This window comes from Burkholderia sp. Ac-20365 (assembly GCF_017104715.1).
Taxonomy (GTDB): domain Bacteria; phylum Pseudomonadota; class Gammaproteobacteria; order Burkholderiales; family Burkholderiaceae; genus Paraburkholderia.
In genome coordinates this window covers 138,981-165,202 of sequence record NZ_JAAGPI010000001.1, presented here as the reverse complement: position 1 = coordinate 165,202, position 26,222 = coordinate 138,981, and the positions used below count along the sequence as shown (strand labels likewise).

The 26,222-nt window shown below is 60.4% G+C and carries 22 protein-coding genes; 10 read left to right on the top strand and 12 right to left on the bottom strand.

The window, feature by feature from the left end; genetic code table 11:
• Position 1: 1 nt before the first annotated feature.
• Complete coding sequence (locus G3O01_RS00630; RefSeq protein WP_205802505.1) at positions 2–979, bottom strand: SDR family NAD(P)-dependent oxidoreductase; 978 nt, start codon at positions 977–979, stop codon at positions 2–4.
• A gap of 132 nt (positions 980–1,111) precedes the next feature.
• On the opposite strand from G3O01_RS00630, the gene G3O01_RS00625 reads away from it, so the two are divergent.
• The 3 genes from G3O01_RS00625 to G3O01_RS00615 all read left to right on the top strand — a co-directional run bounded on the left by G3O01_RS00625 (position 1,112) and on the right by G3O01_RS00615 (position 4,283).
• Entirely contained in the window at positions 1,112–1,690 is a 579-nt protein-coding gene (locus tag G3O01_RS00625; protein ID WP_205802504.1) for a TetR/AcrR family transcriptional regulator, read from the top strand.
• A gap of 158 nt (positions 1,691–1,848) precedes the next feature.
• Positions 1,849–2,574, top strand: coding sequence for a GNAT family N-acetyltransferase (locus tag G3O01_RS00620; RefSeq protein ID WP_205802503.1), 726 nt, complete (start codon positions 1,849–1,851; stop codon positions 2,572–2,574).
• A gap of 140 nt (positions 2,575–2,714) precedes the next feature.
• Positions 2,715–4,283 carry a methyl-accepting chemotaxis protein gene (locus G3O01_RS00615; RefSeq protein ID WP_205802502.1) on the top strand — a complete coding sequence of 523 codons (1,569 nt, stop codon included), beginning with the start codon at positions 2,715–2,717 and terminating at the stop codon, positions 4,281–4,283.
• A 34-nt stretch (positions 4,284–4,317) separates the two neighbouring features.
• Here G3O01_RS00615 and G3O01_RS00610 read toward each other — a convergent pair whose 3' ends face one another.
• On the bottom strand, positions 4,318–4,536 hold the full coding sequence (locus G3O01_RS00610; RefSeq protein ID WP_205802501.1) for a hypothetical protein: 219 nt from the start codon (positions 4,534–4,536) through the stop codon (positions 4,318–4,320).
• 141 nt (positions 4,537–4,677) lie between these two features.
• Here G3O01_RS00610 and G3O01_RS00605 point away from each other — a divergent pair, with 141 nt between their 5' ends.
• Complete coding sequence (locus G3O01_RS00605) at positions 4,678–6,072, top strand: TIGR00366 family protein (protein ID WP_205802500.1); 1,395 nt, start codon at positions 4,678–4,680, stop codon at positions 6,070–6,072.
• A gap of 25 nt (positions 6,073–6,097) precedes the next feature.
• Here the strand turns inward: G3O01_RS00605 and G3O01_RS00600 are convergent, their stop codons facing one another.
• Positions 6,098–6,733 (bottom strand): NAD(P)H-dependent oxidoreductase, encoded by a 636-nt coding sequence (locus G3O01_RS00600; RefSeq protein ID WP_205802499.1) that lies wholly within the window; start codon positions 6,731–6,733, stop codon positions 6,098–6,100.
• A gap of 157 nt (positions 6,734–6,890) precedes the next feature.
• Between G3O01_RS00600 and G3O01_RS00595 the strand changes: the two genes are divergently transcribed.
• The gene (locus G3O01_RS00595) at positions 6,891–7,775 is read left to right on the top strand and encodes a LysR family transcriptional regulator (protein ID WP_205802498.1); all 885 of its coding nucleotides are present in this window, start codon (positions 6,891–6,893) and stop codon (positions 7,773–7,775) included.
• Positions 7,776–7,791: 16 nt separating this feature from the next.
• Here G3O01_RS00595 and G3O01_RS00590 read toward each other — a convergent pair whose 3' ends face one another.
• Positions 7,792–8,967: a GGDEF domain-containing protein gene (locus tag G3O01_RS00590; protein WP_205802497.1), complete on the bottom strand. Its 1,176-nt coding sequence runs from the start codon at positions 8,965–8,967 to the stop codon at positions 7,792–7,794.
• A 185-nt stretch (positions 8,968–9,152) separates the two neighbouring features.
• Here G3O01_RS00590 and G3O01_RS00585 point away from each other — a divergent pair, with 185 nt between their 5' ends.
• The 3 genes from G3O01_RS00585 (at position 9,153) to G3O01_RS00575 (ending at position 13,529) form a co-directional block, all read left to right on the top strand.
• On the top strand, positions 9,153–11,822 hold the full coding sequence (locus tag G3O01_RS00585) for a ligase-associated DNA damage response DEXH box helicase (RefSeq protein ID WP_205802496.1): 2,670 nt from the start codon (positions 9,153–9,155) through the stop codon (positions 11,820–11,822).
• On the top strand, positions 11,819–12,487 hold the full coding sequence (gene pdeM, locus G3O01_RS00580; protein WP_205802495.1) for a ligase-associated DNA damage response endonuclease PdeM: 669 nt from the start codon (positions 11,819–11,821) through the stop codon (positions 12,485–12,487). The genes G3O01_RS00585 and pdeM overlap by 4 nt, the downstream gene beginning before the upstream one ends.
• A 115-nt stretch (positions 12,488–12,602) precedes the next feature.
• Complete coding sequence (locus tag G3O01_RS00575) at positions 12,603–13,529, top strand: hypothetical protein (protein ID WP_205802494.1); 927 nt, start codon at positions 12,603–12,605, stop codon at positions 13,527–13,529.
• A 9-nt stretch (positions 13,530–13,538) separates the two neighbouring features.
• Here the strand turns inward: G3O01_RS00575 and G3O01_RS00570 are convergent, their stop codons facing one another.
• The 3 genes from G3O01_RS00570 to G3O01_RS00555 form a co-directional block, all read right to left on the bottom strand.
• The gene (locus G3O01_RS00570; protein ID WP_205802493.1) at positions 13,539–15,161 is read right to left on the bottom strand and encodes an ATP-binding protein; all 1,623 of its coding nucleotides are present in this window, start codon (positions 15,159–15,161) and stop codon (positions 13,539–13,541) included.
• A gap of 48 nt (positions 15,162–15,209) precedes the next feature.
• Positions 15,210–15,887 (bottom strand): esterase, encoded by a 678-nt coding sequence (locus tag G3O01_RS00565; RefSeq protein ID WP_205802492.1) that lies wholly within the window; start codon positions 15,885–15,887, stop codon positions 15,210–15,212.
• A gap of 2,292 nt (positions 15,888–18,179) precedes the next feature.
• The gene (locus G3O01_RS00555; RefSeq protein WP_152765322.1) at positions 18,180–18,383 is read right to left on the bottom strand and encodes a cold-shock protein; all 204 of its coding nucleotides are present in this window, start codon (positions 18,381–18,383) and stop codon (positions 18,180–18,182) included.
• A 973-nt stretch (positions 18,384–19,356) separates the two neighbouring features.
• On the opposite strand from G3O01_RS00555, the gene G3O01_RS00550 reads away from it, so the two are divergent.
• Positions 19,357–19,650, top strand: coding sequence for a DUF6228 family protein (locus G3O01_RS00550; protein ID WP_205802490.1), 294 nt, complete (start codon positions 19,357–19,359; stop codon positions 19,648–19,650).
• A gap of 45 nt (positions 19,651–19,695) precedes the next feature.
• On the opposite strand, the gene G3O01_RS00545 is transcribed toward G3O01_RS00550, so the two are convergent.
• The 4 genes from G3O01_RS00545 to G3O01_RS00530 form a co-directional block, all read right to left on the bottom strand.
• Positions 19,696–21,252, bottom strand: coding sequence for an IS66 family transposase (locus tag G3O01_RS00545; RefSeq protein ID WP_205802489.1), 1,557 nt, complete (start codon positions 21,250–21,252; stop codon positions 19,696–19,698).
• Positions 21,253–21,285: 33 nt separating this feature from the next.
• Complete coding sequence (gene tnpB, locus G3O01_RS00540) at positions 21,286–21,636, bottom strand: IS66 family insertion sequence element accessory protein TnpB (protein WP_205802488.1); 351 nt, start codon at positions 21,634–21,636, stop codon at positions 21,286–21,288.
• Positions 21,617–22,096, bottom strand: a complete 480-nt coding sequence (locus G3O01_RS00535) for a transposase (RefSeq protein ID WP_205802487.1) — start codon at positions 22,094–22,096, stop codon at positions 21,617–21,619. Before G3O01_RS00535 ends, tnpB begins: the two co-directional genes overlap by 20 nt.
• A 308-nt stretch (positions 22,097–22,404) precedes the next feature.
• Positions 22,405–22,965, bottom strand: coding sequence for a hypothetical protein (locus tag G3O01_RS00530; protein WP_205802486.1), 561 nt, complete (start codon positions 22,963–22,965; stop codon positions 22,405–22,407).
• A 366-nt stretch (positions 22,966–23,331) separates the two neighbouring features.
• On the opposite strand from G3O01_RS00530, the gene G3O01_RS00525 reads away from it, so the two are divergent.
• Entirely contained in the window at positions 23,332–23,946 is a 615-nt protein-coding gene (locus tag G3O01_RS00525; protein ID WP_205802485.1) for a tyrosine-type recombinase/integrase, read from the top strand.
• A 627-nt stretch (positions 23,947–24,573) separates the two neighbouring features.
• On the opposite strand, the gene G3O01_RS00520 is transcribed toward G3O01_RS00525, so the two are convergent.
• Positions 24,574–26,220: a CHAT domain-containing protein gene (locus G3O01_RS00520; RefSeq protein WP_205802484.1), complete on the bottom strand. Its 1,647-nt coding sequence runs from the start codon at positions 26,218–26,220 to the stop codon at positions 24,574–24,576.
• Positions 26,221–26,222: the final 2 nt, after the last annotated feature.

Here is a 26,222-nt window from a genome sequence, read left to right as displayed (position 1 = left end):
GTCAGAACGATTCGCCGACCCATTCTTCCGTCTTGCGCCACAGTGCCTCGGCATTTGCCGGGTCGAGCGCGTACTGCCGGACGCCTTCGCTGATGGGCGTAATGACGACGTCGTCGGCGACAACTTCGCTCACGTGGCAGTTTTCGCAGTAGCGGCCGCCAATCTCTTGTGCCGATGCCTTCGCGGCCACCCACACCGAAGTCGCCGCGCCCTGCGGCACGCTCTTGAACTCGAACGGCGGCTTGCCTTCGGACGCCAGCTGACTGTTGATTGTGTCGAGCAGCCCCGCCATCTGCCCTTCGTCCATATGACGCGCCAGTTCGGTGTGAATGCCGCCCGGATGCACGGCCGCTGCGCGCACGCCACGCGACTGATGGCGTTTGTCGAACGCGACTGCGAACAGGATGTTGGCCGTCTTCGAGCGTCCGTATGCGACGAACGGATCGTACGCCGTGCGCTCGAAGTTCGGATCGTCGAGATCGACGTTCGCAAAGCGATGTCCCGACGACGCCAGCGCAACCACGCGTCCACCAGATTGCAACAGCGACGCGATCCGGTTCACGAACACGAAATGCCCGATATGGTTTGTGCCGAACTGCGTTTCGAAACCATCCACGGTCTTGCCGAACGGTGTCGCCATGACGCCCGCATTCGCGATGACGATGTCGAACGGCTTGCCTTCGTCCAGCAACCTGTCGGCACACGCGCGCACGCTCGCAAGACTCGCGAGATCGAGCGCAACCAGATCGATGCCGCCGCCGCCCGCAGCCGCGTCGCGGCGTGCGGCCTCGACTGCCCGCGCCGCCTTGTCCAGATCCCGCGCCGCGCCGACCACGCTCGCGCCATGCGCGGCCAGCGAGCGCGCCGTCTCCACACCGAGTCCCGCTGACACGCCTGTTACGAGAATCCGCTTGCCGCGCAGATCGACGCCCGCGAGCACCTCATCTGTCGTCGAAGTTGCACCAAATTGTTCAGCCATTTCCGCCTCTCTGTTTGCAGTAAGGTTGACGTTTCGCCTCACGAGGGATAAAACGGAGTCCCTCTCCGTTTTTATATCCTAAACGGAGACAGCCTCCGCTTGCAAGCACCAATCGATAAGACAAAGGTATAAATGAATCACCCGACGCCCAAAGAACGGAAGCCCAGAGCCGATGCAGCGCGCAATCGCGAGCGCATTCTCGACGAGGCGAAAAAGGCGTTCACCCGCGAAGGCGCCGATATCAGTCTCGAAGAAGTCGCCCGTCAGGCGGGCGTTGGGCCGGGCACGCTGTACCGGCACTTTCCGACCCGCGACGCGCTGCTGGAAAGCGTCTACCGCGCCGAAGTCGAGAAACTCGCGAAGGAAGAGCGCCGGCTGAGCGAGACGATGCCGCCCGCCGAAGCGCTGAGAGCGTGGATGCTGCTGTTCGTCGATTACATCGCGACGAAGAAGATCATCGCGCCGGCGCTCAATTCGATCGTCGGCGGCCCGTCGAAGCTGTTCGAGTCTTCCGGCGCGCTGATCATGGACGCGATCAACTCGCTCGTTAGCCGCGCGATCGAAAGCGGCGACATCCGCGCCGATCTCGATCCACTGGATCTGTTGCGCGCGCTTGTCGGGGTGTCGAATGTCGCGTCGGCGCCGGACTGGCAGCAAAGCGCGCGCAGGCTGGTGGATATTCTGCTGCTCGGCTCGCGGCCAGCCGAGTGACGCATCGCTCACGCGGACGGCCTGGCGCAAATGACGCCAAAAATGTCATTTACCGCAATAGCCCGAACCTGCGTGCCAGACTACATTGATCCTGTCCGGCAGCGACGCGCGCGCGTGTTGCCGCCGACATCCGATCAATCCTCGCAGCTGGAGCCAGCATGAGCAACACGGCGCAACGTCCGACCCACGCCACTCTCGACCGCCCGATCTGGACCGCCCTCACGACGCGCCAGGCGCATCTCGGACAAGGCGATGCGCTCGCGCGTCGCTATCACCGCGACGTCGCGCCATTCGCGGCTTTGGCTTCGGAAACGCCCGACGCGTACGAGGCGCTGCGCCAGCTTCTGCAACCGGATGACCAGGCCGCGTTGCTGTCGATCGAACCATTGAGCGGCACAGATACGCTTCAGGCAATTCAGGTCGGCACGATCCATCAGATGGTCGACATACGTGACGAGACGGCCCAACCCGATGTTCGGGACGTGATCCGCCTGGATAGCGCCGACGTACAGGACATGCTCGCGCTCGTGCAAAAAGCCAAGCCAGGTCCGTTTGGCACTCGAACGTACGAGATGGGCAACTACATCGGCATTCGCGATCAGGGCCGTCTGATCGCGATGGCGGGCGAACGGATGCGCATCGACGGCTTTGTCGAAATCAGCGCGGTCTGCGTGGACGATGAATGGCGCGGCAAAGGCCTCGCAGGCCGGCTGATGAACATCCTGCGCAAGGAAATCGCACAGCGCGGCGAAACGCCTTTTCTCCACGTCTTCAGCCACAACACGACGGCGATCGGACTGTATGAGCGCCTCGGATTCGAACTGCGCCGCGCATTCGTGCTCACACGCCTCAGTCATGCCGGTGCGAATGTGAATACTGCGTGACATCGCGCTTTCCGCGCTCCGCGACCTTCAGGTTCTCCTTCATGTGACCGTTAACACAGCCGCAGCAACGTCCTGCGGCCATTGCTCTCGCGCCTGGCCGCGTGGGGACGACATCGTGGCTCACTTTGAAAACGAAAACTATGAAACTGAAGAATCTGCCCGTGCGAACGGGCTTTATCGCGGTTCTCTCGCTGTTTGGCATGCTCGTCCTCGTCACCGCGTTGCTCGGGATCTACTCCCTCTCGAAGAACAACGGCCTGTCGGAGCAGATCAGTACGCTCAACGCCGGAACGGTCGACCTCAAGGACGTCTACATCAACAACCTGAAAGCCCGTAGCGCGTTGAGCCGGGCCTTCATCGCGCTGTCGACGAACCCGGCTGACAAGGACGCCGCCGTCGCAGCCGCAACCACCTACTACAACCTCGCGAAGAAGTCGTTCGCCGCATTCGAAAACATCCCGAAGGAAACCGCGGCCCAGCAGGACGCGGCAAAACAGGTTGCCGACACGTTCCATGCGCACGCCGGCGCGATCGACCAGTCGTTCGCCGCAATCAGCGCGGGCGACGTGAAGGCGTATGCCGCGACGAACGAAGGGCCAATGACGCAGACAAGCGCGGCATTCGGCAAATCGGCGGATGCATTCTTCACCGTGGCCGCGGATGAAACGAACCAACTGAAAGATGAAAAGGCACGCGCCAAATCGCTGCTGATGGGTGTCGCGATCGGCCTGCTGGTGTTGTCGTGCGCACTGATCCTGCTCGTGTATTACACGCTCGAGCACACGGTCGTGCTGCCGCTCAAGGAAGCGAGCAATGTGCTCCAGCATGTCGCGCGCGGCGATCTGACCGTGCCGATCCATCATGAATCCACGAACGAGATCGGCAAGCTGTTCGAATCGATGAAGGAGATGAAGCGCAGTCTCGCCGGCATCGTGCACGCGGTTTACGGCGGCACGGACACCATCGCGACAGGCGTGCATCAGATGGCAAGCGGCAACACCGATCTGTCGCAGCGCACGGAAGAACAGGCGGCGGCGTTGCAGGAAACGGCGTCGTCGATGGAGCAGCTCACGAGCACGGTGCGCCAGAACGCCGACAACGCGAAGCAGGCCACGCAACTCGTGATGAGCACCGCGATGATCACCGAGCAAGGCAACCGCGCCGCGAAGGAAGTCGTGGTGACGATGCAAGGTTTGTCCGATCTGTCGGGCCGGATCGCCGACATTACGAACGTGATCGAAGGCATCGCGTTCCAGACCAACATTCTGTCGCTGAACGCAGCCGTGGAAGCCGCACGCGCCGGCGACGAAGGGCGCGGCTTCGCAGTGGTGGCGAGTGAAGTGCGCTCGCTCGCGCAGCGCAGCGCGAATGCCGCGAAGGAAATCAAGGATCGCATCACCGATTCGCTCGGCCGCGTTGAGCAGGGCGCGCAGCAAGTCGGAAAAGCCAGCGAAGTGATGGCCGAAATCCTCACTTCCGTGAACCGTGTCAGCGATCTGATGGGCGAAATCGCAGCGGCATCGGAAGAACAATCGGAAGGCATCGAGCAGGTGAATCGCGCGATCACGCAGATGGATCAGGTCACGCAGCAGAACGCTGCGCTGGTCGAGCAGGCGTCCGCGGCTGCGCTTGCGCTCGAAGAGCAGACGGTGGCATTGAAAGACGCGGTGTCGGTGTTCCGCGTCGATCGCTCGATGGCTCACGCATGATGTGACGCGAATCGCTGCCAACGTTCGCTCGACGTCAGGCATCCGTAACCAGCATGAAAGTAAGCGCCGCTTTTGCGGCGCTTTTCACATCAAACGAACGCGCGCTGCCTTGACATCCATCGCGCATAGGACGAATAATGAAACGTTCGTTTAACGAAACGATGTTCGAATAACGAACATCTGCCACAAAAGACGAATCGCACGCAACGCGTGGACATGACAGCCATTTGCCGTGTCCAGGTCTGAGCTTCACCCCGGAAATCCTGTCCCAACAGTCGCCCGACAATCGGATGACGTCAAGCTTGCCGGCGGTGCATGCACATGCACTCACACGCCGCGCGTCGGTTCAGTCCGCGCCGCCCACAGGCGGACGACGCCACACCGAGCGAGAACCATGAAGCGAGACACCTCCCCCTCCGCCACCCTTCAGCCTGCCGCGCCGCGCGGAATCGTCGAAGGCCTTGTCTATGTTTTCGAACGGGTCATGCCGGACCCGTTCATGCTGTCCATCTGCCTGACTTTCGTCGTTGCCGTGCTCGCGCTGCTGATCGCGCCGACGGGCAACCTGCCGACGCTACTCGACTCCTGGTACACCGGCACGTTCGGCATTCTCGCGTTCGCGTTGCAGATGATCCTGATCCTCGCAACGGGTTACGCGATCGCCGAAGCGCCGGTCGTTCAGCGCGGCTTGCGTGCGCTCGCGGCGCATGCGCAAACACCTGCGCGCGCAGCGCTGCTCGTGTTCCCGGTAGTCGGGATTGCTGCGTGGCTCAACTGGGGGCTTGGTCTGATCGTCGGCGCGCTGCTGTCGCGCGAAATTGCAAAGCGCGTCAACGTCGATTTCGCGTGGCTCGTCGCGGGCAGCTATTCGGCGTGGTCGGTGTGCAATAGCGGGCTGTCGAGTTCGATCGCACTGTCGCAGGCATCGCATGGCAATGCGCTCAATCTCGTCGAGAAAGCGACGGGCCACGTCGTGCCGCTCGCCGATACGATCTTCGCGCCGTTCGTGTTCATTCCGACCGTGCTGGTGGTCGTCGTGATGACGGTGATCTTCATCAAGATGCATCCGAAAGCGGAGAACGTGGTCGCGTTCCGCGATTCCGGCGAAGCGTCCGACGACGCCACCAGCGCCGACCCGCACGCACGCATCGGCGACGGCACGCCGACGTTCGCATCGCGCCTCGAAAATTCGATGCTCGGCACGCTGCTCCTGCTCGCGCTCGGCGTCGGTTATCTCGCGATGGAATGGCGCGAGAACAAGTTCGATCTCGACATCAACAACACGATCCTGATCTTCCTGCTGATCGGCCTCGCGCTGCAGCGCACGCCGATCGCGTATGCAAACGCGATCCGCCGCGCCGCACGTCAAACGGGTTCGATGCTGCTGCAATACCCGGTGTACGGCGGCATCATGGGCATCATGAAAGGCACGGGCCTCGCGTCGATGATTGCCAAAGCATTCGTGACGATCGCTACGGCTTCTACGTTGCCGCTGTGGAGCTATCTGAGCTCGCTGATCATCACGCTGCTCGTGCCGAGCGCGGGTGGTCACTGGGCCGTGCAAGGGCCGTTCGTGCTGCCCGCGGCGATCAGCCTGCATGCATCGGTGCCGCGCACCGCGATGGGCGTGGCAATGGCCGAGAACGTGTCGAACATGCTGCAACCGTTCTGGGCCGTGCCGATTGTCGCGATTGCGGGCATCCGCATTCAGCGCGTGATGGGCTATACGGCTGTCACGTTCGCTGTGTCGCTCGTGATTTATGCGGCCGCGCTTCTGTTCGTGCACTGAGCGTATCGAGCGCGTTGGGCGTGCGTCACGCCGCAACCTCTTGCGACACTTCGTCGAGGTTGCGGATCAGCTGACGATACTGATCGCCGCGCGCCGCCATCTCCTCTTCGCCGATCGATCCGCGCCGGCTCAGCGGCCCCACGTTATACGTGATGAACGGCTTGCCGTAGTTCATGCCCGCGAGATGCGCCGATTGCTCGAACGGCATCAGCAGCGCATCGACGATCTGCGTGCCATGCTGTTCGACGAGTTCGGGCTTCAGATATGGCCGCAGCACATCGTCAGCCCATACGTGGTCGCTCGCTTCAGGGAAATAGCGCTCACGGATCCGGCCGATCGTAACGGCCAGTTGCAACGTGCGCCCGTCGAGCGCCAGCGATTTTTCCGGCGCGCTACCGAACAGCGTGTCGTTGATCACATCGTCGAGCCATTTCTTCAGGAGCGGCGGGCAGCTATACCAGTACAAGGGAAACTGCAGCACGATATGCTCGTGCTCGCGGATCAACTGCTGCTCTCGGGCGGCGTCGATATTGAAGTCGGGATACAGCTTGTACAGCTCGCGGACGGTGACGTCCGGTTCCTGCACGATGGCATCGCGCAGGGCCTTGTTGCCACGCGAGTGTTCGATGTCGGGATGGGCGATGATGACGAGGGTTTTCATGTCGGCTCCTGCAGCTAGACGCAAATAGATTCGAATCGAGGCAGGTACGGCTTCACACACCGAACCGCGCCTCGAAGGGCATGCGACGACTATACTGAGTGGCCCACTGCGGGATAAACCGGGCACAGTCCAATTCACCTTTCGAGTAACTCAAAAGATGGACCGGATCGACGCGCTGCGTCTGCTGATCGATGTCGCCGAGATCGGCAGCTTTTCCGCTGTGGCGAGACAGCGAACGGTGGCGACGTCGTCGGTGACGCTGGCGGTGAACCAGCTCGAGCAGGAAGTCGGCGCCACGCTGATCACGCGCACCACGCGCCGGCTCGTCTTCACGCACGAAGGCCTGGCGCTGCTGGACAGCGCGCGGCGCATCATCGCGGAATGGGATTCGACGCTCGCGGGCCTCAAGCAGGAAGGCCCGCTGACGGGCCCGATCCGCGTGACGGCGACCAACGACTTCGGCCGCGTCCAGTTGCGGCCCCTGCTCGACCGCTTTCAGGCACTGCATCCCGCCATTCACATGAGCCTGTTGCTGAGCGACAGCACCGTCGACCTGATCGACGAGCATATCGACGTAGCGCTGCGCAACGGCCCGCTCGCGGATTCGAACCTGCACGCGCGTCTGCTGGTGCGCGGCGAGCGCGTGGTGTGTGCGTCGCCCGATTACTGGCGTACTCACGGCAAGCCCAGCTTGCCCGGCGACCTCGCGCACCACAATTGCCTGATTCTGGCGCGGCCCGGCGCGCCGCTCGCCGCATGGCGCTTTCGCGTGGCAGGCAAGCCGATCAACGTGAAGGTGTCCGGCGACCGTCAGGCCAGCGACGGCGGCGTACTGCGCGAATGGGCGGTGGCGGGTCTTGGCGTCATCATCAAGAACCGTTGGGACATCCGTGCGGAGCTGGCGGAGGGAACGCTCGAAACCGCGCTGGACGATTACGTCACGGAGCACGTCGATCTGTTTGCGGTTTATCCCGCCACGACGCCGCATCGTCGGATAACGGCATTGATCGAGTTTCTGTCCGGGGAACTGGGGGGACCGTGATACGGCAAGACGCCCGTTACGCGGCGGCCGAGCTCGCGTCGACGTGCGACAGTTCGAGCCGGTTGCCGCCGAGCGACTTCGCGCGATACAGCGCCTGATCGGCGGTTGCGAGCAGGTCGCCGAGTACGGACGCGGCGCTCTCCGACTGCACGAGTCCGATGCTCAGCGTGGCCTGGATGCCCAGACCGTTGCCGCTAAGGGTAGTCGTCTCGCCAAAAGCGGTCACCAGCGCTTCACCCGCTTCCTTCGCCTGCAAAGCATCGTAGCCGGGCAGCAAGGCCGCGAATTCTTCTCCGCCAATACGCGCGAGCAGCGCTTGCGGCCCGAGCACACTGCGGGCGATATCGGCGAAAGACTTCAGGACGCGGTCGCCTGTTTCGTGACCGTAGCGGTCGTTGACCTTCTTGAAATGGTCGAGGTCGATAGCGAGCAGCGCAACGGGCCGCGACGCATCGCTGCCGCGGATCACGCGCGCGCCCTGCTCGAAGAACCACCGGCGGTTGCCGAGGCCCGTCAGGAAATCGGTCTGCGATTCCTGCAACAGTTGCACGTGCGATTCGTCGCGCACCAGCCGCAGCAAGGTCATGGGGAGAACGACGGAATACAGCACGCCCTCGTACATCGTGATCTTGCTCGCGGTCATCAGGAAGTCGAAGCCGAATTTCGCGACGAGCCACGGCAGGATCAACGCCCTGAATGCGTACAGGACGGCATGCGTGCCCGTTACCAGCATCGCGATCTGCTGCCCCTGCAAGCGCTTCCTGCCGTCGCCGCGCGCGAGTTCGAATGCCGTCATGCCGCTCGCGAACGAGATCGGAATCGCGCTCGGATACATCCACATCACGTCCTGCCATTTCGCGCCGGCAATGACCCATGCAAGCGCAAGCAACACGAGCACGGCGAGCGAAAGCCGCACGTACTTGCGGCCGTTCAGCGCAGCCACGCCGTGCAGAACCACCAGATAACCGGAAACAATGACGAGATTGCTCAGCGCGGAGCCGAGCGCGCCGGGAAGCGTATGACGCCAGGAAGCCGCCGTGCAGCCGATGGCCAGCGTGGCGAAGCCCGCCGCGAGGATTCCCAGTTCCTTGCTGCGCTTCGGATGGACGCGCCGCTCCCAGAGCGTCATGAGCGCACTGGCGGTGAGAGTCCCGATCAGAAGGAGATAAAGCGTATTAAGATCGACATGCATCGCTGACGTAAGGGCACTACGCCGGTACATCGCGGCGGCAGTCGCATTTTACGCTGAAAATAAGCCTGCATCATGATGGTATGGCCGCGCTTCATTACGGCTGCCAGCGTGGGCATGCGCGATGCTATTCGATGCTTATTGCCTGGCATCGGGCGCCATCGAGCGTCCTCGAGTTCCGTCACCCTATGACCGATCCGATCGATCCCGAGCGCAACGCAGTGCGAGCCGCGGCCGACGCCGGTTCTGATTCCGATCGCGATCCCGTCGATGCATCGGGCATAGACGATGCGGCCGGTCCGGCGGCGCGCCGCCGCGCGCCTCGTCCACGCCGCATTCCCAAAGCCCCTGCTGCTCCGGCACCGGACGCGTTCACCTCCGCCGCCTACGCGCCCGCCCCTGACAAAGCCGCGATACCTTTCGCCACGCGCGTCCAGCAGTGGTTCGACGCGCGCGAGTGGCGGCCGTTCGAGTTCCAGCGCGAGGTATGGCGCGCGATCGCGGACGGTTCGAGCGGCCTGCTGCACGCGACCACGGGCGCGGGCAAGACATGGGCCGTCTGGTTCGGCGCGATGGCCGCATATGGCGATCACGCGCCTCGCGCACTCGCCGATCCGTTGACGGTGCTTTGGATCACGCCGATGCGCGCGCTCGCCGCCGACACCGCCCGCGCCCTGCAAAGCGCCGCGCACGAACTCGCCGTGCCGTGGACCATCGGCCTGCGTACGGGCGACACCAGCTCGACAGAACGCGCGCGCCAGAGCCGGCGCATGCCGAGTGCGCTCGTCACGACGCCCGAAAGCCTCTCGCTGATGCTCACGCGCAGCGACGCCCGCGAAGCGTTGAAGCATGTGCGCCTCGTGGTCGTCGACGAATGGCACGAACTGCTCGGCAACAAGCGCGGCACGCAGACCCAGCTCGCGCTCGCGCATCTCGCCCGATGGCGCGCGGACCTTCAGGTGTGGGGACTCTCCGCGACGCTCGGCAATCTCAACTTCGCCGCCGACGTGCTGCTCGCGCCCGTGAAGACGCCGCGCGTGTCGGTGAGCGGTATGCAGCCGAAGACACTCGTCATCGACACGCTGATTCCCGATACGATCGAGCGCTTTCCGTGGGGCGGGCATCTCGGCACGCGGCAAGTCGAACCGGTTGCCGATGGTATCGACAAAGCGCGCACGTCGCTCGTGTTCACCAATACGCGCTCGCAGGCGGAGATCTGGTATCAGGCGCTGCTGACGCTGCGGCCCGACTGGGCCGGACTGATCGCGCTGCATCACGGGTCGCTCGCGCAGGAAGTGCGCGAATGGGTCGAGGATGGCCTGAAAACGGGCAAGCTGAAGGCTGTCGTCTGCACGTCGAGCCTCGATCTCGGCGTCGATTTCCTGCCCGTCGAGCGTGTGTTCCAGATCGGCTCGCCGAAAGGCGTCGCGCGTCTGATGCAGCGCGCGGGGCGCTCGGGGCACGCGCCTGGCCGCGCGTCGCGCATCACGATCGTGCCGACGCACGCGCTCGAACTCGTGGAAGCGGCGGCGGCGCGGCGCGCGGTCGAAGCAAGACGCATCGAAGGCCGCGAAACGCCGCGCAAGCCGTTCGACGTGCTCGTCCAGCATCTCGTCACGGTGGCGATCGGCGGCGGCTTCACCGCGCCCGAACTGATCGACGAAGTGCGCACCACCTTCGCCTATCACGATCTGACGCAGCAGGAATTCGACTGGGCGCTGGCGTTCGTGGAGCGCGGCGGACCGTCGCTGCGCGCTTACCCGGACTTTCATCGCGTGGTGCGCGACGAGGATGGCGTGTATCGCGTGATGCGCGACGATCTTATCCGGCGACACCGCAGCAACGTCGGCACGATCGTCGCCAATGCGACGCTGCATATTGCGTGGCTCGCGGGCGGGCGGATCGGCTCGATGGAAGAATCGTTTATTTCGCGGCTCAAGCCCGGCGACGTGTTCACGTTCGGCGGCCGCGCGCTCGAACTGGTGCGCGTGCGCGACATGACGGCCTATGTGCGCAAAGCGTCGTCAGCGCGTGGCGCGATGCCGCAGTGGGCGGGCAGCAAGATGCCGTTGTCGTCCGAACTGGCGGACGCGACCCTCGCGATGCTGGCCGAGGCCGAACGCGGTGTCTATGTCGAGCCGGAAATGATTGCGGTGCGGCCTTTGCTGGAACTGCAGGCTAACTGGTCTGCGTTGCCGGAGTCGGGCCTGCTCGTCGCCGAAGTGCTGCGCACGCGCGAAGGTCATCACTTCTTCTGCTATCCGTTTGCGGGACGTATCGCACATATCGGCCTTGCATCGTTACTTGGCTGGCGCGCGGCACGGCATCAGCCTGGCACGTTCTCCATCTCCGCCAACGATTACGGCTTCGAGTTGTTGTCGTCGCAACCATTCGATTGGGCGACGCTGATTGCCGAAGGGCTCTTTTCTTCGACACGTCTCGCCGACGACATCATGGACAGCCTCAACGCATCCGAACTCGCAATGCGGCGTTTTCGTGAAATCGCCCGCGTTGCGGGTCTTGTTTATCAGGCTCATCCGGGACAACAGAAAAGCGCGCGGCAATTGCAGGCGTCGAGTGGCCTCTTTTACGAGGTGTTCCGCAAGCACGACAATGACAATCTGCTGCTCGCGCAGGCCGACAGCGAAGTGCGGTTGCAGGAACTCGAACTCGACCGCATGCGGCGCGCGCTCGATTCCATGCGCGCGAACCGGCTCGCATTGATGCACCCGAAAAAGCCGACGCCGTTTGCGTTTCCGCTGATCGTCGGGCGCATCCGCGAAAAGGTCAGCACCGAGAAGCTCGCGGATCGTATCGAACGGATGCTGGCGGAACTCGACAAGGCCGCGCGCCGATGAACTTCGACACACTGACCGTCGACGCGGGTGGTTATCCGCTGCAACTGTCCGCACAGCGCGCCGCGTTCGATCCGCATCTGAAAACCCTGTTCATCGCCGATGCGCATTTCGGCAAGGACGCCGTGTTTCGCGCGCATGGCGTGCCCGTGCCGGCCGGCGCGACGATGGATGATCTCGCGCGGCTCGATGCGCTGATCGCTGCGTATCGGCCCGGGACGATCGTGTTTCTCGGCGATCTGCTGCATGGGCGTGAATCGCTTGGCAGCGAAACGATGCGTGCGCTCGGCGAATGGCGCGCGCGGCATGCCTGTGTGCGCGTCGTGATGGTGGAAGGCAATCACGATCGGCATGCTGGATTGCTGCCGCCGTCGCTTGGCGTCGAAACGGTATTCGAGCCGTGGCTGCATGGACCGTGGGCGCTGTGCCACTACCCGCAGACGGTCGACGGCGCGTACGTGCTCGCGGGCCATCAGCATCCCGTCTATGTGATCGCGAGCCGTGCGGATGCCGTGCGCGTGCCCTGCTTCCGTTTTGCCGAACGATACGGCGTGCTGCCCGCGTTCGGCGCGTTCACGGGCGGCTTCGTCGTCAATCGATCCGCAGGCGACGCAGCGATCTATGCCGTCGCACAGAACCGGGTGATCGCCGTGCGCGAGCGCGGCTGACCGGGCGCTTCGCATCGCGCGACATCCATGCGCGTGCGCTCGAATTGATGCGACGATTCGAGCCAGACTTGGCAGACGCTCAATGTTCCGATCGTCATCGGGAGGTCGATTCGTCATGCCCAAAGTCACCAGCAGTTCTCCCTCTCACGTCGCTGCGCCGCCGACTACCAGTACGAGCCAGCCCAACACGCCATCGACGACGACAGGGGTCAAGCGCCGCGCATCCAGCCCGCCACCGGGGATGCCGCCGTCCGCGAAGCAGATGAAAACGGCGGCGGCGACCAGCCACGCACCCGCCGACTGGCACACGGAGGCGACCCGCTTCGGCATCTCTGGAAGCGGTATTGCACAGACGCAAGGCGGCAAGAGCGACGCGCTCGAAACACATGGCAGGGCCGCGCTGCGCGACCCTTCGGTATCGCCGACGGGCGCGCTCGCCGCAGCAAAGCCCGACGATCTGATCAAGAAAACGGCGGCACCAAAGGCTGGCGACCACTCACCGTCGATTTCATCCGTCAACCGGACGCAAGCAGACGAAGCCAAGGTACTCGGCCGCGGCGCGGCGAATATGCCGGGCGCCTTCAACATCGGCGAGCGGAATGTACCGACGCTGCAGTTCACCAACGACCGCTTCAAGACCGCGAACGACAAGCACGCGACGCAAGCCGATTCCGCCGCGCACAGCGCGTTCACGTCGTTGCGCGAGATGCACGGCGTAGGCGAACAAAGCGCGCATGCGAATATGGACTCGCTGCTTGACGCCACGGCTCGGGCCTATTCGCCCTATAACGCGCAAGGCGAGCCGTCGAGAGGCAGCGTCGAACTGCCGAAGACCAACGTTCATGCGCAAAACGTAGGCGGTGCGAGCCTGCACAAGTCAAAGGCAGGCGTCGATCCGATGATCGGCCAACAGATGATGAACATGTGGTATCGGCAGAACATCGCTGGCAAGCCGATGCTCGACGAACTGATCAGAACGCGTCAGCAGAATGCACCGGCTCCAGTGAGCAATCGCGACGACGACATGGACACGTCGTCGTGAACATGCCGTTCACGCATGTCCGCGAAACAGCGCGCAAACCCTGAACGCATTCTCCGAAAGCGGGATCTGCTTCGCGCGGCAATAGCGGGTGGTCAGCTTCAGCAGTTCCTTGATGTCGCGTCCGCTCGATTGCGGCCATGCGTCGGTGAGCGCTTCGATCAGCGCGTCATCGAGATCGGCGCCCAGTTGCGTCGCAAGCAGTTTCCACAGGTGGATCGCGTCTGCGCGCGGCGGCGTCTCGTAGTGAATCTTCGCGATGCAGCGCGACAGGATCGCGTCGTCGACATCGTCGATCCGGTTGGTCGTCATGAACAGCAAGCCGTTGAAGTACTCCAGCGTACGCAGAAACTCCGCAACGATTGCGTTGTGCTCGAGATCGTTGTCGCGCCGGCGAATGTACACGTCAGCTTCATCGAGCAGCATGATCGCGTTCCAGCGCGTCGCGCGCTGCAGGATGCCCGACAGCGCTGCGCCGACCGACGCCGCCGTGGTCCCGAGTTGCCCCGAATGCACGCGATACAACGGCTTGCCAACCACTTCCGAATAGACCTCAGCGGTCAATGTTTTGCCGAGGCCCGGCGCGCCCTGGCAGAGTATCGTCGTGCCGCCCGACTTGCCCGGCACGAAGTCCTGCACGAACACATTCGTCTTCGACGTCAGGATATCGATCAGATCGCGATGATGCGCGGGCAGAACCAGCTTGTCGCGCAGTTCGGGCTGATAGCGATACGCGCTCATGTGCTGCACATGCACCCAGATATTGCGGTGCCATTCCATATGAAACAGGCAAACGTAGCCATGCAGCGGCACCTTGTCGAAACCACTGTCGATGTCCACGCCGCGCCAGAACTCCGCGTCGGCTGTCATCTGGAAGCGGCGCTCGAGCGTCTCTTCATCGTTCACGCACTTCGCGCTCACGCCCTCGGGAATGCGGATCAACTCGGCGCCGCCTTTTGCATCGACGGAATAGGCGGCTTTTGAAATGACGAACTGCGCGCCGAAGCGCGGCTGGAATTCGAGGAAGCGTTGCGCGTGCCGCTCGTATTCGAGCTTGAATTCAGGGCATTCCTTGTAGAAACCGAACTCCGCGAGCAGCTCGGGAATCGTGCGGTTCACGATGTCGTGCCGGTTGATCACGAGCGATGTCGTCATGCCGGAGAGCCGCAGATGATGCTCGGTACGCTCCGAGTTCGCGGACTGCATCGTGTTCGCGAGCAGATCGACGACGACGTACGGCATGCCCTGATCCGGTTCGACCACGCGCATGCGGCGCACCAGCCACGGCAGCAGCGTGCCGTCCTTCGCGCGGCTATATAGCCAGCCGTCGATCGCATCGCGCGACAGGTATGCAACGAGACCCGACACGAGTTGATCGAGGCCTGGAATGACGCGCGCTTGCGGCGCGTTGTAGATGTTGTCGAGCGCGAGCATCTGGAACATCAATGCGCGCTCGTTGTTCGCCTTGCTCAGCGAATACAGCGTATTGAGCGATCGCGAATCGAATAGCGCGCTCGATACCACCATGCTGCCGTGACATGCGCCGTGCTGATTGAGCTGTCTTGCGAGCGGCGATTCCGATTCGATCATCGCAAGCAGAGGATGCACCAGTGATTCTGGAATCTCAAAGTCCATGGACGCACTCGTTGTTTGATGTCGGCGCGGCTGTGCGCAGCGCGCCTGTTAGCCGAGAAAGAATTCGATCGCCATGCCGACGATAGCAGGCTGGATCGCGTGAAGTCCGTTGAATTCGATGTAGTGCACGTCGTAGCCCGCGGCTTTCAGCTTGGCCGCGTTCGCGCGGCCGCTGGTTTCGATGGGCAACTGCTCGTCGCGCAGTCCGTGCGCAATGAAGACTTTAGGCGCGCCTTCCTGCGTGAAGACCGACATGAAACCGCCTGAGAACGCGATCACATGACTCGCGATATCGCCGTTCGTGATGCCGATGGACAATGCGTAGCTCGCGCCGTCCGAGAAGCCCGCGAACGCGAGCCGCGCGAGATCGATCGGGTAGTGTGCGCTCACCTCGGCGAGCGCGCGATCGAGCCGCTCCAGGTCCGGTCCACTGCCACCGATCACGATGTCCCACGTGGGATACAGCGAATGCGGCGCGAGGACCAGAAACTTGTCGCGCTCCGCGTGTTCTTCGATGAAGGGTAGAACCTTTTCAGGGAAACCGCCTGCGCCATGGAACATCACGAAGAGAGGCACGGGCTTGTGCGTGTCGAGACCAGAAGGGACGAACAGGACGGCGTCGCGCTCGTCTGCGATGCCGAGCCGGTTGCGGCCTGGCGTTAACGGCGCCTGGGACGGACCGGCAGGAACGAAGGACAGCCGGCCAAGCAGCGATGGATCGAACATGGTGGAACCCGGATTGAGCGCGCGCCGCGCGCACGGATGAACATTCCTGCCACTTGTGGGTACGACCTGCGTGGGCGGGGGATGACCGACGCCGGTAGCGGGCTGTGCTGCCCGTCCTGCTGGGTTAGCGGGACGGGTTATGTGTTGATATGTAATATATCATGAGAGATGAGGGTCGGTGTCAAGTCTGGAGAGGGCGCTGGTGACGTACAAATGCGGCCTGATCCGAGACAAACAAATCTGACATGGCAAAAATAGACATATGGAACTGATCTACGGCCAACTTCTGTGCGCAAGTGGTACTACAAATAAAACTGGCCTATGCACATCCTGTTGTTTTTAATGATTTTTTCAATATCTCCTTGGTCGGCGAAACACCAATGGCAAGCGTTGAAAAATTTACCGCCAGGGAACCGTCGGAGTGACAGCACGGGTCAATCACCGTAGTTACGGCTTCCGAGGCAGGGCAGAACAAATACATCTGATGTCCGAACGTTCCCGGACAAACAATTCTGTTCCCCGCGGCTGAAGGCGTGCCTAAGCGCCGTTGTCCAGTATAGACGGGCGCATGTGAGTGAGCTCTACGCAGAGCGAGTCGACCGCCCTAAGATAGGAGGTGGAGACAAACAACGTGACTGGGCCAAACAGTGCCATTGTCGCCGGTAGGAGAGACAGTGGAACAAAACTTCAGATGCTAACTCGACCCTACGTTCAAGACTGTGCTCGAAAGCGAGAACGCCCGGGACGACCACTATCGGCTGATAGTAAAACTCAGGCGATCCACTTGAGAATACGAATGGTCCCGTGACGTACACCAATTAAAACTGGACCCTACGCTGCAATATAACGTTGAATTAAATGGAATCCATAAACCGCGGATTTTGAACGTTGATCGTCAAATCAATCGATAGTTCTGATTGAAAATACGTAACCACGGGTAGGCGCCATGCTCCTTCGCGCGTTACGACAGCACAATAATGGGCAGGTGCAGCGCAGCCCTCCAGACACGAGTCAGTCATCCCGTGCATTGGAATGCTCCTGTCGGATCAAACGTGCTTCTGCGTCGAGGACGAGGTCAGATACTTTGCATCCCAATGACGCTGCAATCGATGAGAGAGTGTCGAGAGACGGATTCCGCCCTAGTTCTACCAGCGAAATGTATTGGCTCGACAGACCCGATGCATCGGCGAGCGCGACCTGACTGAGCCCCTTCTGCTCTCGCCTAAGCCGAATGACGTCACCAACCGGGAGACTCGCCATGAACATTGCGCCCAAATCCGAGAGTTTCACGGAACGCTGCGCGACGTTCTACAAACTATATTTATAATTAAGAAATTTCCTTAATTTTTTACCTCAATTAATCGGGACGTTAAGCATGAAACTAAAAGCCAAACTAGCTCGATGGAATTGCAAATCTTTCCTAGTATTAAATCAGACGAACAGATGGTTCACGCATGTAAGGTCAACCCGGATCTTGGACGCTGCAGCCTTTCCGCAAGCGGCGGTCTTTTCAATCCCCGCCGAGCACCCGCAGCACCACACCTCGTGACAGACGGATGCGAAGATCGGCGTTGAGGAACTCTTGAGTTTGGGAGGCCGTTATGATTCGAGGCGCGTCGCCGCAATGGGACTCGTCATTGCTCCGGAACGACAGTCGGGCATGGTTTGTCACCACGTTTCCCGGCAAGTTTGCGGGAACGCCCGACGCAGAATTGCTATTCGTGGTTGAAATACCCCGATCGCATTGCCTGTGCATTCGCCTGTTCCCGCCTACCGCCGGCTGGGAATTTCAAGCGTTATCAAGTCTCGCAGCACAGCATACCTCACCCGACGTACTGATTACGGACCACACGCGCTTACAGTCGTCGCTGGTGAACGCGGGCGCGAGCTTCAAGAAGCCGGCGACGGCATATCTCCATAAACCGATCACACTGATGCCTGCGATCTCACAGTGCATCCACTCACTTGTGGATATTCTGAATGAGCTAATGCCGTCGCACAGTTCTCTAGACACAATCAACACCAAACTCGAAGCATGGCGTATCGCGTATAACACCCGATAGATCCGATTTGCGCAAGTCTTAGAAGAGACCGTTTCGATGCTAGCCGGGCCTCAAACCGCGACGCACTAGTACAATTGACGGTCGACTCTCGTCTCGGCGCGCGGGGGGACTCATGCCACGGCGATTCAAGCCGCATCGTCGTTGCGACGACATTTATGTTACCCACTATCGGCCGCTTAAAAAAATGGCCTCAAACAGGCCATTTGTTCCTCCGCACCGCCTGAAAACCTTATTGTGGCTGGATGTTCGCTGCCTGCTTGCCCTTCGGGCCTTGCTTCACTTCGAACGACACCTTCTGATTCTCCTGAAGCGACTTGAAACCGCTCGACTGGATTTCCGAGAAGTGTGCGAACAGGTCTTCCCCACCGCCGTCCGGCGTAATAAAGCCAAATCCTTTTGCGTCATTGAACCACTTCACGATGCCTGTTGCCATTTCCTGATTGTCCTAGTTTGATGTTACGCGTCAACGACACGATGCCTGACACGAAATCTTGTTGTACCACGACTTGTCACTCACTCAAAATCGCGAACGTGGCGCGTCGAACACTGTTGACACACTACCTAGTACTGATCCTTGGCCAGCGTCTGCTCGCAGGAAGCAAAAATGGCTGACCACTTGATTCGAGCGGTCGGCCTCAACACGCACCACAAGTTTGGGACCTATCGCCCCTTCAGTAGCGACCTTAACGCACGCATGCGGCTGCCACAAAGAGCAATCGAGAATACGGCCGAGCGAGTCAATCGGAAGCGAAAAAAAGCTGTTCGCAGGAGCACAAGAAAGGTTTCGCAAAACACAACGTCCCCCTTTTAACGTATCGACGTCCCAAGCGTCCACGAAAAGGCTCACCCCTGTGTCACACTTTCGCCGGTACTTTCGCGGCAACCCACGAAGGCGTTGGCCGCAAGGTCGAGGCATGTGTGCCCGCAACGGATTTTATGTCCAGCGGTCGTATCTCGACTCGTTCCGCCGCCCTTTCCGCCGTCGCAAGCTATGTTCGCTGATCGGCCTCAGCTGACATTCAAGCTCACCGCTCGTAAGGCCGCTCCAGGTCACTTTCTTGTCGTTCGGACGTGCATGACCGCGAATGACTCAATTAGCGTCAGCGGACGCGTAGTCTCGACCCGTTGCTGACGGTCGGATGGTCGCGATTCCAACGGCGGGTATCCGAGTGGAACGGCCATACCGAGCCTTCGTCTATGGACTTGTCTTCGGCCTTAGCTGACATTCAGGCTCACCGTTTGTAAGGCCGCTTCAGGTTGCTTTCTTGTCGTTCGGACGTGCACGACCGCGAAAAACTCAGGAGGCGTTCAGCGAACGCGAACTCTCGACCCTGAGCGGACCTTGAGATTCTCCGGAAACAGCCGTTCATGCTAGGGTAACGCCACTTATCGACGGGGCGATGTAAATGAACGTCATCGAAATTAAATCTTGCGACTCCCAGACAGTGCTGACGTTGTCACCGCATAGCCGGAACGCCGACGAGGTTCTGTTTCTGGCCAAGATTTCGGCGGCCCCGTTTTCAGGCGAAGTTCTTGCGTCCACTTACGTTATCGGTCCGCCGACAACGCTGTTTGATGACATGGCAACGTCGTGGACTGGCTGGAGCGGCTCGAAGGATTGGCATGCGATCGACGGTGACCTGTCATTTGGAGCAACAATCACTTCTCTAGGGAATGTGACGTTAGTTGTAGAGATGTAAGCGCGCATTAGACGGCGTCCCTTGCGCATTGCCATGCGACATGCGTCAGGCCACGCTTGGATTCAGTCGCCAGGGCAGCAAAGCCTCGTAGTCGTCGGCGGTGTGTGCGTGCGGCAGACCTTTGAACAACGCGATGAGGTATTGGTACGGCTCAATGCTGTTGGCTTTGCATGTTTGCACGAGCGAATACAGGTTGGCGGCGGCGTTTGCGCCGGCGACGGTGTCACTGAAGAGCCAGTTCCGGCGTCCAACCGTGAACGGTCTGATCGCGTTCTCACACGGGTTGTTCGAGATGGGCCACGCTCCGTTGCCGACGTAGCGAACGAGCTTGGGCCACTGGCCTCGCAGATATTGAAGCGCTTTGCCGAACCCGCTTTGCGGCAGCACCGTGTTCAGATGACGCGATAACAGTGCCTCGATCTGATCAAGAACTGGCTGACTTTTGGCCTGTCTGAGTTGCTGGCGCTGCTCCGGCGTCATGTCTTCAGATCGTGCCTCAACGGCAAACAGCTGGCCGATCAGGCGAATGAATTCGCTCACCGGATGATTGCCGCCGCGCTGTACCTTCGGAAGGTCCTCTTCGGCCTCAATCATATAACGTCGCGCGTGCGCCCAACATCCGATGTGTACCAGCTGGTTTGTTCGGGCGATTTCGTTGTACGGCTCGTAGCCGTCGCTCATCAATACCGCGCCGGGTTTGATGCCAGCATAGAGCACGGCGGCCTGCGCCGCGCTGCGCGTGGGACTGTAGCTGAACATTCGCACTGGTGGTCCCGTACCGTTCATCTGCGCCCACATGTAGCTCTTGCGTTGTGCAGCACGGCCTGGTTCTTTTAGTACCTGCACCGTCGTTTCATCGCCGTAGACGATGTCGGCCTCGAGGAGGTGGTCGCGCATCAGGTTAATCAGCGGCTGCACTGCCATGCCGACGCGCACTACGCTTGCTGCCAGCGTGCCGCGCGAGAGATCGCCACCGAAACGGTGCAGCAACGCGGCAATCCGGTACAGCGGCAGCGCGTCAGCGAACTTACTCACAACCACCCATGCAAGCGCTGATTCAGTGAGTAAGCCCTTCGGGATGATGCGCGAAGGTGCCGGCGTCACCTTGATGCCAAGGTCGCAGCAAGGGCATGCGTATTTGATCCGCTGGTGCTGAATGACGCGGACCTGCTGCGGCACGATATCGAGTTGCTCGCTGATCTCGGCGCCGATCTCGACCAGTGCGTGGCCGTCGTGTGAGCAGACGCGTTCTGATTCGGGCAACTCATGGCGCACGACCTCGCGAGGCAGCATTGGGTCCAACGGTTTACGCCCACGCTTCTTGCGTTCATGCGCGCCGACTTCGACGCTATGTTCCGTTCCGGTCTCTTGCGCTGGTTCGCATCCTGTTGCGAGCGCTTCTGCTTCATTCAGGAAGAGGTCCCGTTGCTCAGCACCGCGCACTTCGCTCCTGGAGGCAAACAGTTGCCGCTGATAGGCCTTAAGCTTCTCTCGCAGCAAATCGCGTTCGACTGTCACCACACGCAACTCGCTCTTCATGGCAGCGAGTTCTGCGCGCAGCGCCTGCAGTTCGTCGGTAGAGGATGAGGATGGTGGCGGCATCACTGAATTAGACCAGCGATGCTGGTTCGCGTTTCAGGTCACGCGCTGATAATAGCGCCTCGGATGCGCGCGCATCGCTTCGATGTCGATGCCCTCCAGTAGCCAGTGAAGTTGCTCTGTTCGCAGCATGAGCACCGCCTCCTTGCGCGGCCATACGAAGCGGTCCTGCTCGAGCCGCTTCATGAGAAGCCAGAAGCCGTTACCGTCCCACAGTAGCATCTTGATGCGGTCGCGCCGCTGATTGCTGAACACATAAACCGCACGCGCGAATGGATCGAGCTTCATTGACTGCTCGACGATGGCGGCGAGACCGTTGATGCTCTTGCGGAAGTCAACGGCGTCACGATGCACATAGACCTTCAGTTCATCGTCCAGGCGGAACATCGCACCGTCCCAGCGTCTCGATCATGGCCGATAGCAACGGCGCGTCATTGCCGCTGCATTCAAACCGGAGTGTGACGCCGTTGGGCATCTGCACCATCAACCGCGCCGAAGTCATCGCGGGCGACGACGCCCTTGCTGCGGGGGTGCGCCGATGTGCCTTCGCGGATTCGGGTGCAACCACGGTTTCGTGACTATCGACTTCGACTACCGGAACGAAAGCTGTGCCGATCGGCGCCGGCTGTAAGGATGTGCCAGCCACTCGCTGCTGATGCAGCTTGATCCACTTGCGCAGCAAGTTGGCGTTGACCCCGTGCTTGAGTGCGAGCCCGGCGACCGAAGCACTCGGCTCAAGACACGCTTCCACCAACTTCTGTTTGGTTTGCCGGTCATATCTGCGCTTGCCGTCCCGACCGACGTTGACGACCTTCAGCCCAGTCGTTTCTGAGTGTTCTTCTGTCATGAAAGGTGTCCACTGATTCGAAAACAGTGGACATAGCCTGCACGCTCAGATCAAAGAGTTCCAGACGTCCATTTCTGCGCGCTTACGTAGAGATGAGCGCAAATTCTGGCGACGACACTCTCAAAGCAACATTGAAACTTGAGGCTGGCAGCCTTGATCGCATTGCCCACGACGTGCGTTCTATTTTCCGATCTGCATGAGAGCCTTCTACAGAAGTTGTGTCGGGTGTGCGTATTATGCAGGAAGCATATCCCGACCCTGAGCGGTCCTTCCGCAGGCTTCAATGCGGTCATTCGCTGCTTTCAGCTTTAGCCCGCCGCACCAAAAAGGGACACCGCCGAATCGTCGAACCATTTAAGGTACAGGCGAATAGCATCTGTGGTGGCTGAAACCGATGCGCGTAACGATAAAACCTTGTCCACATCGTATGTGCGGACGAGAACCTTTACGTGTTGTCCGGGTGGGCAAACGATAAACGACTTGGGCTCGCGATCGAACTGCTCGCCCCAATTCGTTAAGAAGTTGAAAATCCCATACTTATCCCAATCGAGTTCGCACTCTACGGCCGTACGATCATCCTCTTCAAGAACATGATGGCCTCGTGCGCCATACAGGAGCCGATCCAGACAATCTACCATTCCCTCATCGCTCAGATCGCTCAGGTCGTCCAACCATAGATTCGGAAGTACTTCTCCGAGTCGTTTAAAGCCGAGATAGGCCGGATACAAAGAGCACCGCGGATTAGAAAAATCCCCGAGCGACGTATTTTCACACCATACGCGCATTCGTCCATAGACCGCGGAGGGAGGTACCAGACCGGGCTCGATCATGGCCTCTATCGCAAACTCAGATTTCGTACCGAACAACATCGATCAACGTCCTTAAGCTGAGGCGAGAGTGTCTTTGCGGCGATTGTCGACGATTCCTATACAGATGTCGAACGACCGCTTATGGCCGTCAAGACTCATCCGCCGTTACGGCAAGCCGACGTTCGACCGCATGTCATCGCGAACGTCAGCAAAGCGGCGTAGTACAGCCGCATGGCGGCTGAACGGCGAGCACCGACCATGGCCGAAACGCCTCCGCCGGTCATTTGGTCAAACTTCGACCTGAATGGGCCACCGAGTCACGATGGTTGAGAAGGCGCCGACTGCAACAATCGCCACGATTGTGAACATTCGCGAGAGTGCAGCAGCTTCACAATGAAACTCCCATCCTTCCTGTGGGAGTCTGCCATGAAGACCGAACAATCGCGTGAAGCGTGGAACAAAGGCAAGCTGGTAGGCCAGAAACCACCCCTCAGGCCTAAAGACGTTTGGGCCATTCGGATCCACCTTCAGAACGCTCATGCTGTCCGCGATCTTGCCTTGTTCAACCTCGCGATCGACTGCAAACTCCGTGGCTGCGATCTCGTGAGTCTGCGAGTTCGCGATGTCACCCACGTCAATCAGGTCTTACCGCGGGCGCAAGTCGTTCAGCGAAAGACACAGCGTCCCGTGCAATTCGAACTGACTGAGCCGACCCGCTCTGCAGTCCGCGCGTGGCTCGACAAGGCCGCGCTACGGTCGGAGCAGTACCTCTTCCCGAGTCGACTGTCGACGTCTCCGCATCTTTCTACCCGGCAATACGCCCGGATGATAAGTCGATGGGTGGGCGCAGCAGGGCTTGATCCGACAGTCTACGGCACACATTCGATGCGCCGGACGAAGGCGACGTTGATCTACAAACGCACGAAGAAACTGCGGGCCGTCCAGTTGCTGCTCGGCCATAGCAAGATTGAAAGCACAATCAAATACCTTGGTATCGAAGTCGATGACGCGCTTGAGATTTCGGAACAGACTGAACTCTAGCGCAGTCAAGGCTGGCCGCACGACATGATGTTGCATGCGCATTCGTGCGGCCACTTTCCGTCGCGTCTCTTTCTGGCGGAGCGGCCGAGTTGTTTCCGCCAGCCCGCTCCGCAGAGCCGTCATCCGATTGACGGTAGCGCATCGGAGATCCGCGCGAGGACTGTCGAGTACAGTTCGGCCTGAGCTGACGTTCAGTCATCGCTGATTGTGAGGCAGGTTCACATTGCTTTCCTGACGTTCGGACCTACGCGCCCGCGAATGTCTCGTTGAGCTTCAGCGAATGACAGAGAAGTTGACGACGAAGGAGCCGTTTCTGGGGCATGGTCACTTTGAAAGATTCGATCCTCAGCGGTCGACATGACATGGATTTCGCCGTCGTTGCTTCCTACGTCGGTGCCCCAGTCGAAATAGTCGGGTCTAGTCGTTGCCCTGCGTTTCGTGACCAATGCAGTGCCGCTTGGAGAACGCAACAAACGCGAACCGGCACTGTCGCGATAAGCCATGTCGCGCCGGCCTCGCTAAGACGCGCATAAGAACATCGATAATGCTGAGCGCCGCCATCCTTCTCTCTCGGGTGTCTTCCGGTCGTCCGTCTAAATAGGGAAGCCGTACGAAGCCCGCAGTAAATCAGTCACGCAACACCGCCATCGCGGAAGCCAGCGTCGGAATCAACATTTGTTCTGATTTAACATCGGTGCACGCTTCGCGGAACGATTCGGCAAACGAATTGCCCTGCCGGAAATAAGCCTGATAGAAGCGATCAAAGAATCCGGCGCAAAGTTCGTCGTCGACTTTCCAGCGGAATCCCACCACACCCTCGGCGCCGCCCTTCATCGTCTCGATTGCCGTTACAATCGAGACGCCTTCGCAAGAAGACAGCACCATGAACTTGCAGCCCCCTTCGTTGAGCCATCCGGCGACGCAAGTAATCGGAACCGCCAGCGCGGAATGCGGTCTGTCAGGCAATATCAGATAGGGCACGCCCTCCTGCGGATAAACAATAGAGTGCCCCGAGAAGTGAAAGATATCGAAACCGCCCTTCGTCAGACGCTGACGTAGTTCTTCCGCGAGCGCCGCGCCGCCCGACAGATAATTCTCGGATCCCACGACCGTCAGCGTCGAAATGCGGCGCTCTCCGCCGGGCTGCGTGCACGCGTTCAGAGAATCTAGCTCTTTTTTCGGGCTGCGCAACTTGGCAAAAGCGAACTCACGTAACTTGTTTCCGGAATCGAGCTTCACCGTGGTCGTGCCGTGAACCTCGCTGCGCATGAACAGCACGCGGTAGTCGGTCCGGCCGTCTAAGCCGGATCCTGCCCCATCAGACAAGGCGGCTTTCGGCTGCGACCGGAATCCGAGGTTGAGGCGCCTCGCCATGGGAATGCGGGAACAGAAACATTTTCTGTCCGAGACATCGTTGATAAACTCGAACGGCAGGTTGAACATCTCTTCTTGTTCCGGGCTTCCGACCTTGATCTCGAAACGAAGATCGATCTTCGGCGACTGCGATCTCGCAGCGCCTCGGCGCAGCTTTAGGATCTCCGAGATTTGCGGGCCGACTGTATTCTTGATGAGAAGCCCGTACAGGGTCTTTCCCAGATTAAGCAAGAGCTCCCAATCGTTACCGAAACTCGTCCTGTCGTTGATCGACGAGTATCGCCGGATAGTGCCGAGCACATACTGGATCTCGTCCTTGCTTTCATACGCGATCGCCGTCGACCTTGCGACGCGGTATTTCCCACGCTCCACGAAATAGCGCGCCGCCTGGTCTCCTACCGCGATCGTATAGCGCAGCGGAATCTGCACGCTCGCCGTGGCAATTCCCGCGAGCGTCTCGGCAAAACCATCGCCGTGAGGATCATCGGGATCCACGGATCCCAGCAGCCAGAGGCCCGTCCGTGACCGGCTCAACACCTTGCGCTGCACCTCTTCCGGGGGAGCGGCAGCGGCAACTAGAACGGGTATGTGAGGATAGTCCTCACTTAGCGAGGCGAGAAAGGCGTTGACGTTGTCGCCACGACTCTGCATCAGGAGATCGTCGGCAATGGACACGCGCGGATCGATAATGATCAGCACCGGCAAGGCATCGTTGCGTGCAGCGCTACACAGATATGCCTTCCCATCCTGGAGCGAAGCTCGGATGTCGATCGTTCCATCGGAATATTCGCCGACTTCCGGGAAGCTGTCCTTCAGGTTCTTCAGCGCTTCTACGCGGGAGTCGATCAGCTCCATGAGCGAGCCGTCGTTCGTCAGCAGCAGGAGTTTGGAAGTCGGCATGA

Excerpts from the sequence above, each read along its gene's own strand:
- G3O01_RS00555 (WP_152765322.1), bottom strand. The coding sequence starts at position 18,383 with ATGGCAACAGGCATCGTGAAGTGGTTCAATGACGCAAAAGGATTTGGC.
- pdeM (WP_205802495.1), top strand. The coding sequence starts at position 11,819 with ATGAACTTCGACACACTGACCGTCGACGCGGGTGGTTATCCGCTGCAA.
- G3O01_RS00535 (WP_205802487.1), bottom strand. The coding sequence starts at position 22,096 with ATGACAGAAGAACACTCAGAAACGACTGGGCTGAAGGTCGTCAACGTC.
- G3O01_RS00625 (WP_205802504.1), top strand. The coding sequence starts at position 1,112 with ATGAATCACCCGACGCCCAAAGAACGGAAGCCCAGAGCCGATGCAGCG.
- G3O01_RS00600 (WP_205802499.1), bottom strand. The coding sequence starts at position 6,733 with ATGAAAACCCTCGTCATCATCGCCCATCCCGACATCGAACACTCGCGT.
- G3O01_RS00525 (WP_205802485.1), top strand. The coding sequence starts at position 23,332 with ATGAAGACCGAACAATCGCGTGAAGCGTGGAACAAAGGCAAGCTGGTA.
- G3O01_RS00605 (WP_205802500.1), top strand. The coding sequence starts at position 4,678 with ATGAAGCGAGACACCTCCCCCTCCGCCACCCTTCAGCCTGCCGCGCCG.
- G3O01_RS00595 (WP_205802498.1), top strand. The coding sequence starts at position 6,891 with ATGGACCGGATCGACGCGCTGCGTCTGCTGATCGATGTCGCCGAGATC.
- G3O01_RS00520 (WP_205802484.1), bottom strand. The coding sequence starts at position 26,220 with ATGCCGACTTCCAAACTCCTGCTGCTGACGAACGACGGCTCGCTCATG.
- G3O01_RS00570 (WP_205802493.1), bottom strand. The coding sequence starts at position 15,161 with ATGGACTTTGAGATTCCAGAATCACTGGTGCATCCTCTGCTTGCGATG.
- G3O01_RS00585 (WP_205802496.1), top strand. The coding sequence starts at position 9,153 with ATGACCGATCCGATCGATCCCGAGCGCAACGCAGTGCGAGCCGCGGCC.
- G3O01_RS00620 (WP_205802503.1), top strand. The coding sequence starts at position 1,849 with ATGAGCAACACGGCGCAACGTCCGACCCACGCCACTCTCGACCGCCCG.
- G3O01_RS00530 (WP_205802486.1), bottom strand. The coding sequence starts at position 22,965 with ATGTTGTTCGGTACGAAATCTGAGTTTGCGATAGAGGCCATGATCGAG.
- G3O01_RS00550 (WP_205802490.1), top strand. The coding sequence starts at position 19,357 with ATGAACGTCATCGAAATTAAATCTTGCGACTCCCAGACAGTGCTGACG.
- G3O01_RS00590 (WP_205802497.1), bottom strand. The coding sequence starts at position 8,967 with ATGCATGTCGATCTTAATACGCTTTATCTCCTTCTGATCGGGACTCTC.
- G3O01_RS00565 (WP_205802492.1), bottom strand. The coding sequence starts at position 15,887 with ATGTTCGATCCATCGCTGCTTGGCCGGCTGTCCTTCGTTCCTGCCGGT.
- G3O01_RS00630 (WP_205802505.1), bottom strand. The coding sequence starts at position 979 with ATGGCTGAACAATTTGGTGCAACTTCGACGACAGATGAGGTGCTCGCG.
- G3O01_RS00545 (WP_205802489.1), bottom strand. The coding sequence starts at position 21,252 with ATGCCGCCACCATCCTCATCCTCTACCGACGAACTGCAGGCGCTGCGC.
- tnpB (WP_205802488.1), bottom strand. The coding sequence starts at position 21,636 with ATGTTCCGCCTGGACGATGAACTGAAGGTCTATGTGCATCGTGACGCC.
- G3O01_RS00575 (WP_205802494.1), top strand. The coding sequence starts at position 12,603 with ATGCCCAAAGTCACCAGCAGTTCTCCCTCTCACGTCGCTGCGCCGCCG.
- G3O01_RS00615 (WP_205802502.1), top strand. The coding sequence starts at position 2,715 with ATGAAACTGAAGAATCTGCCCGTGCGAACGGGCTTTATCGCGGTTCTC.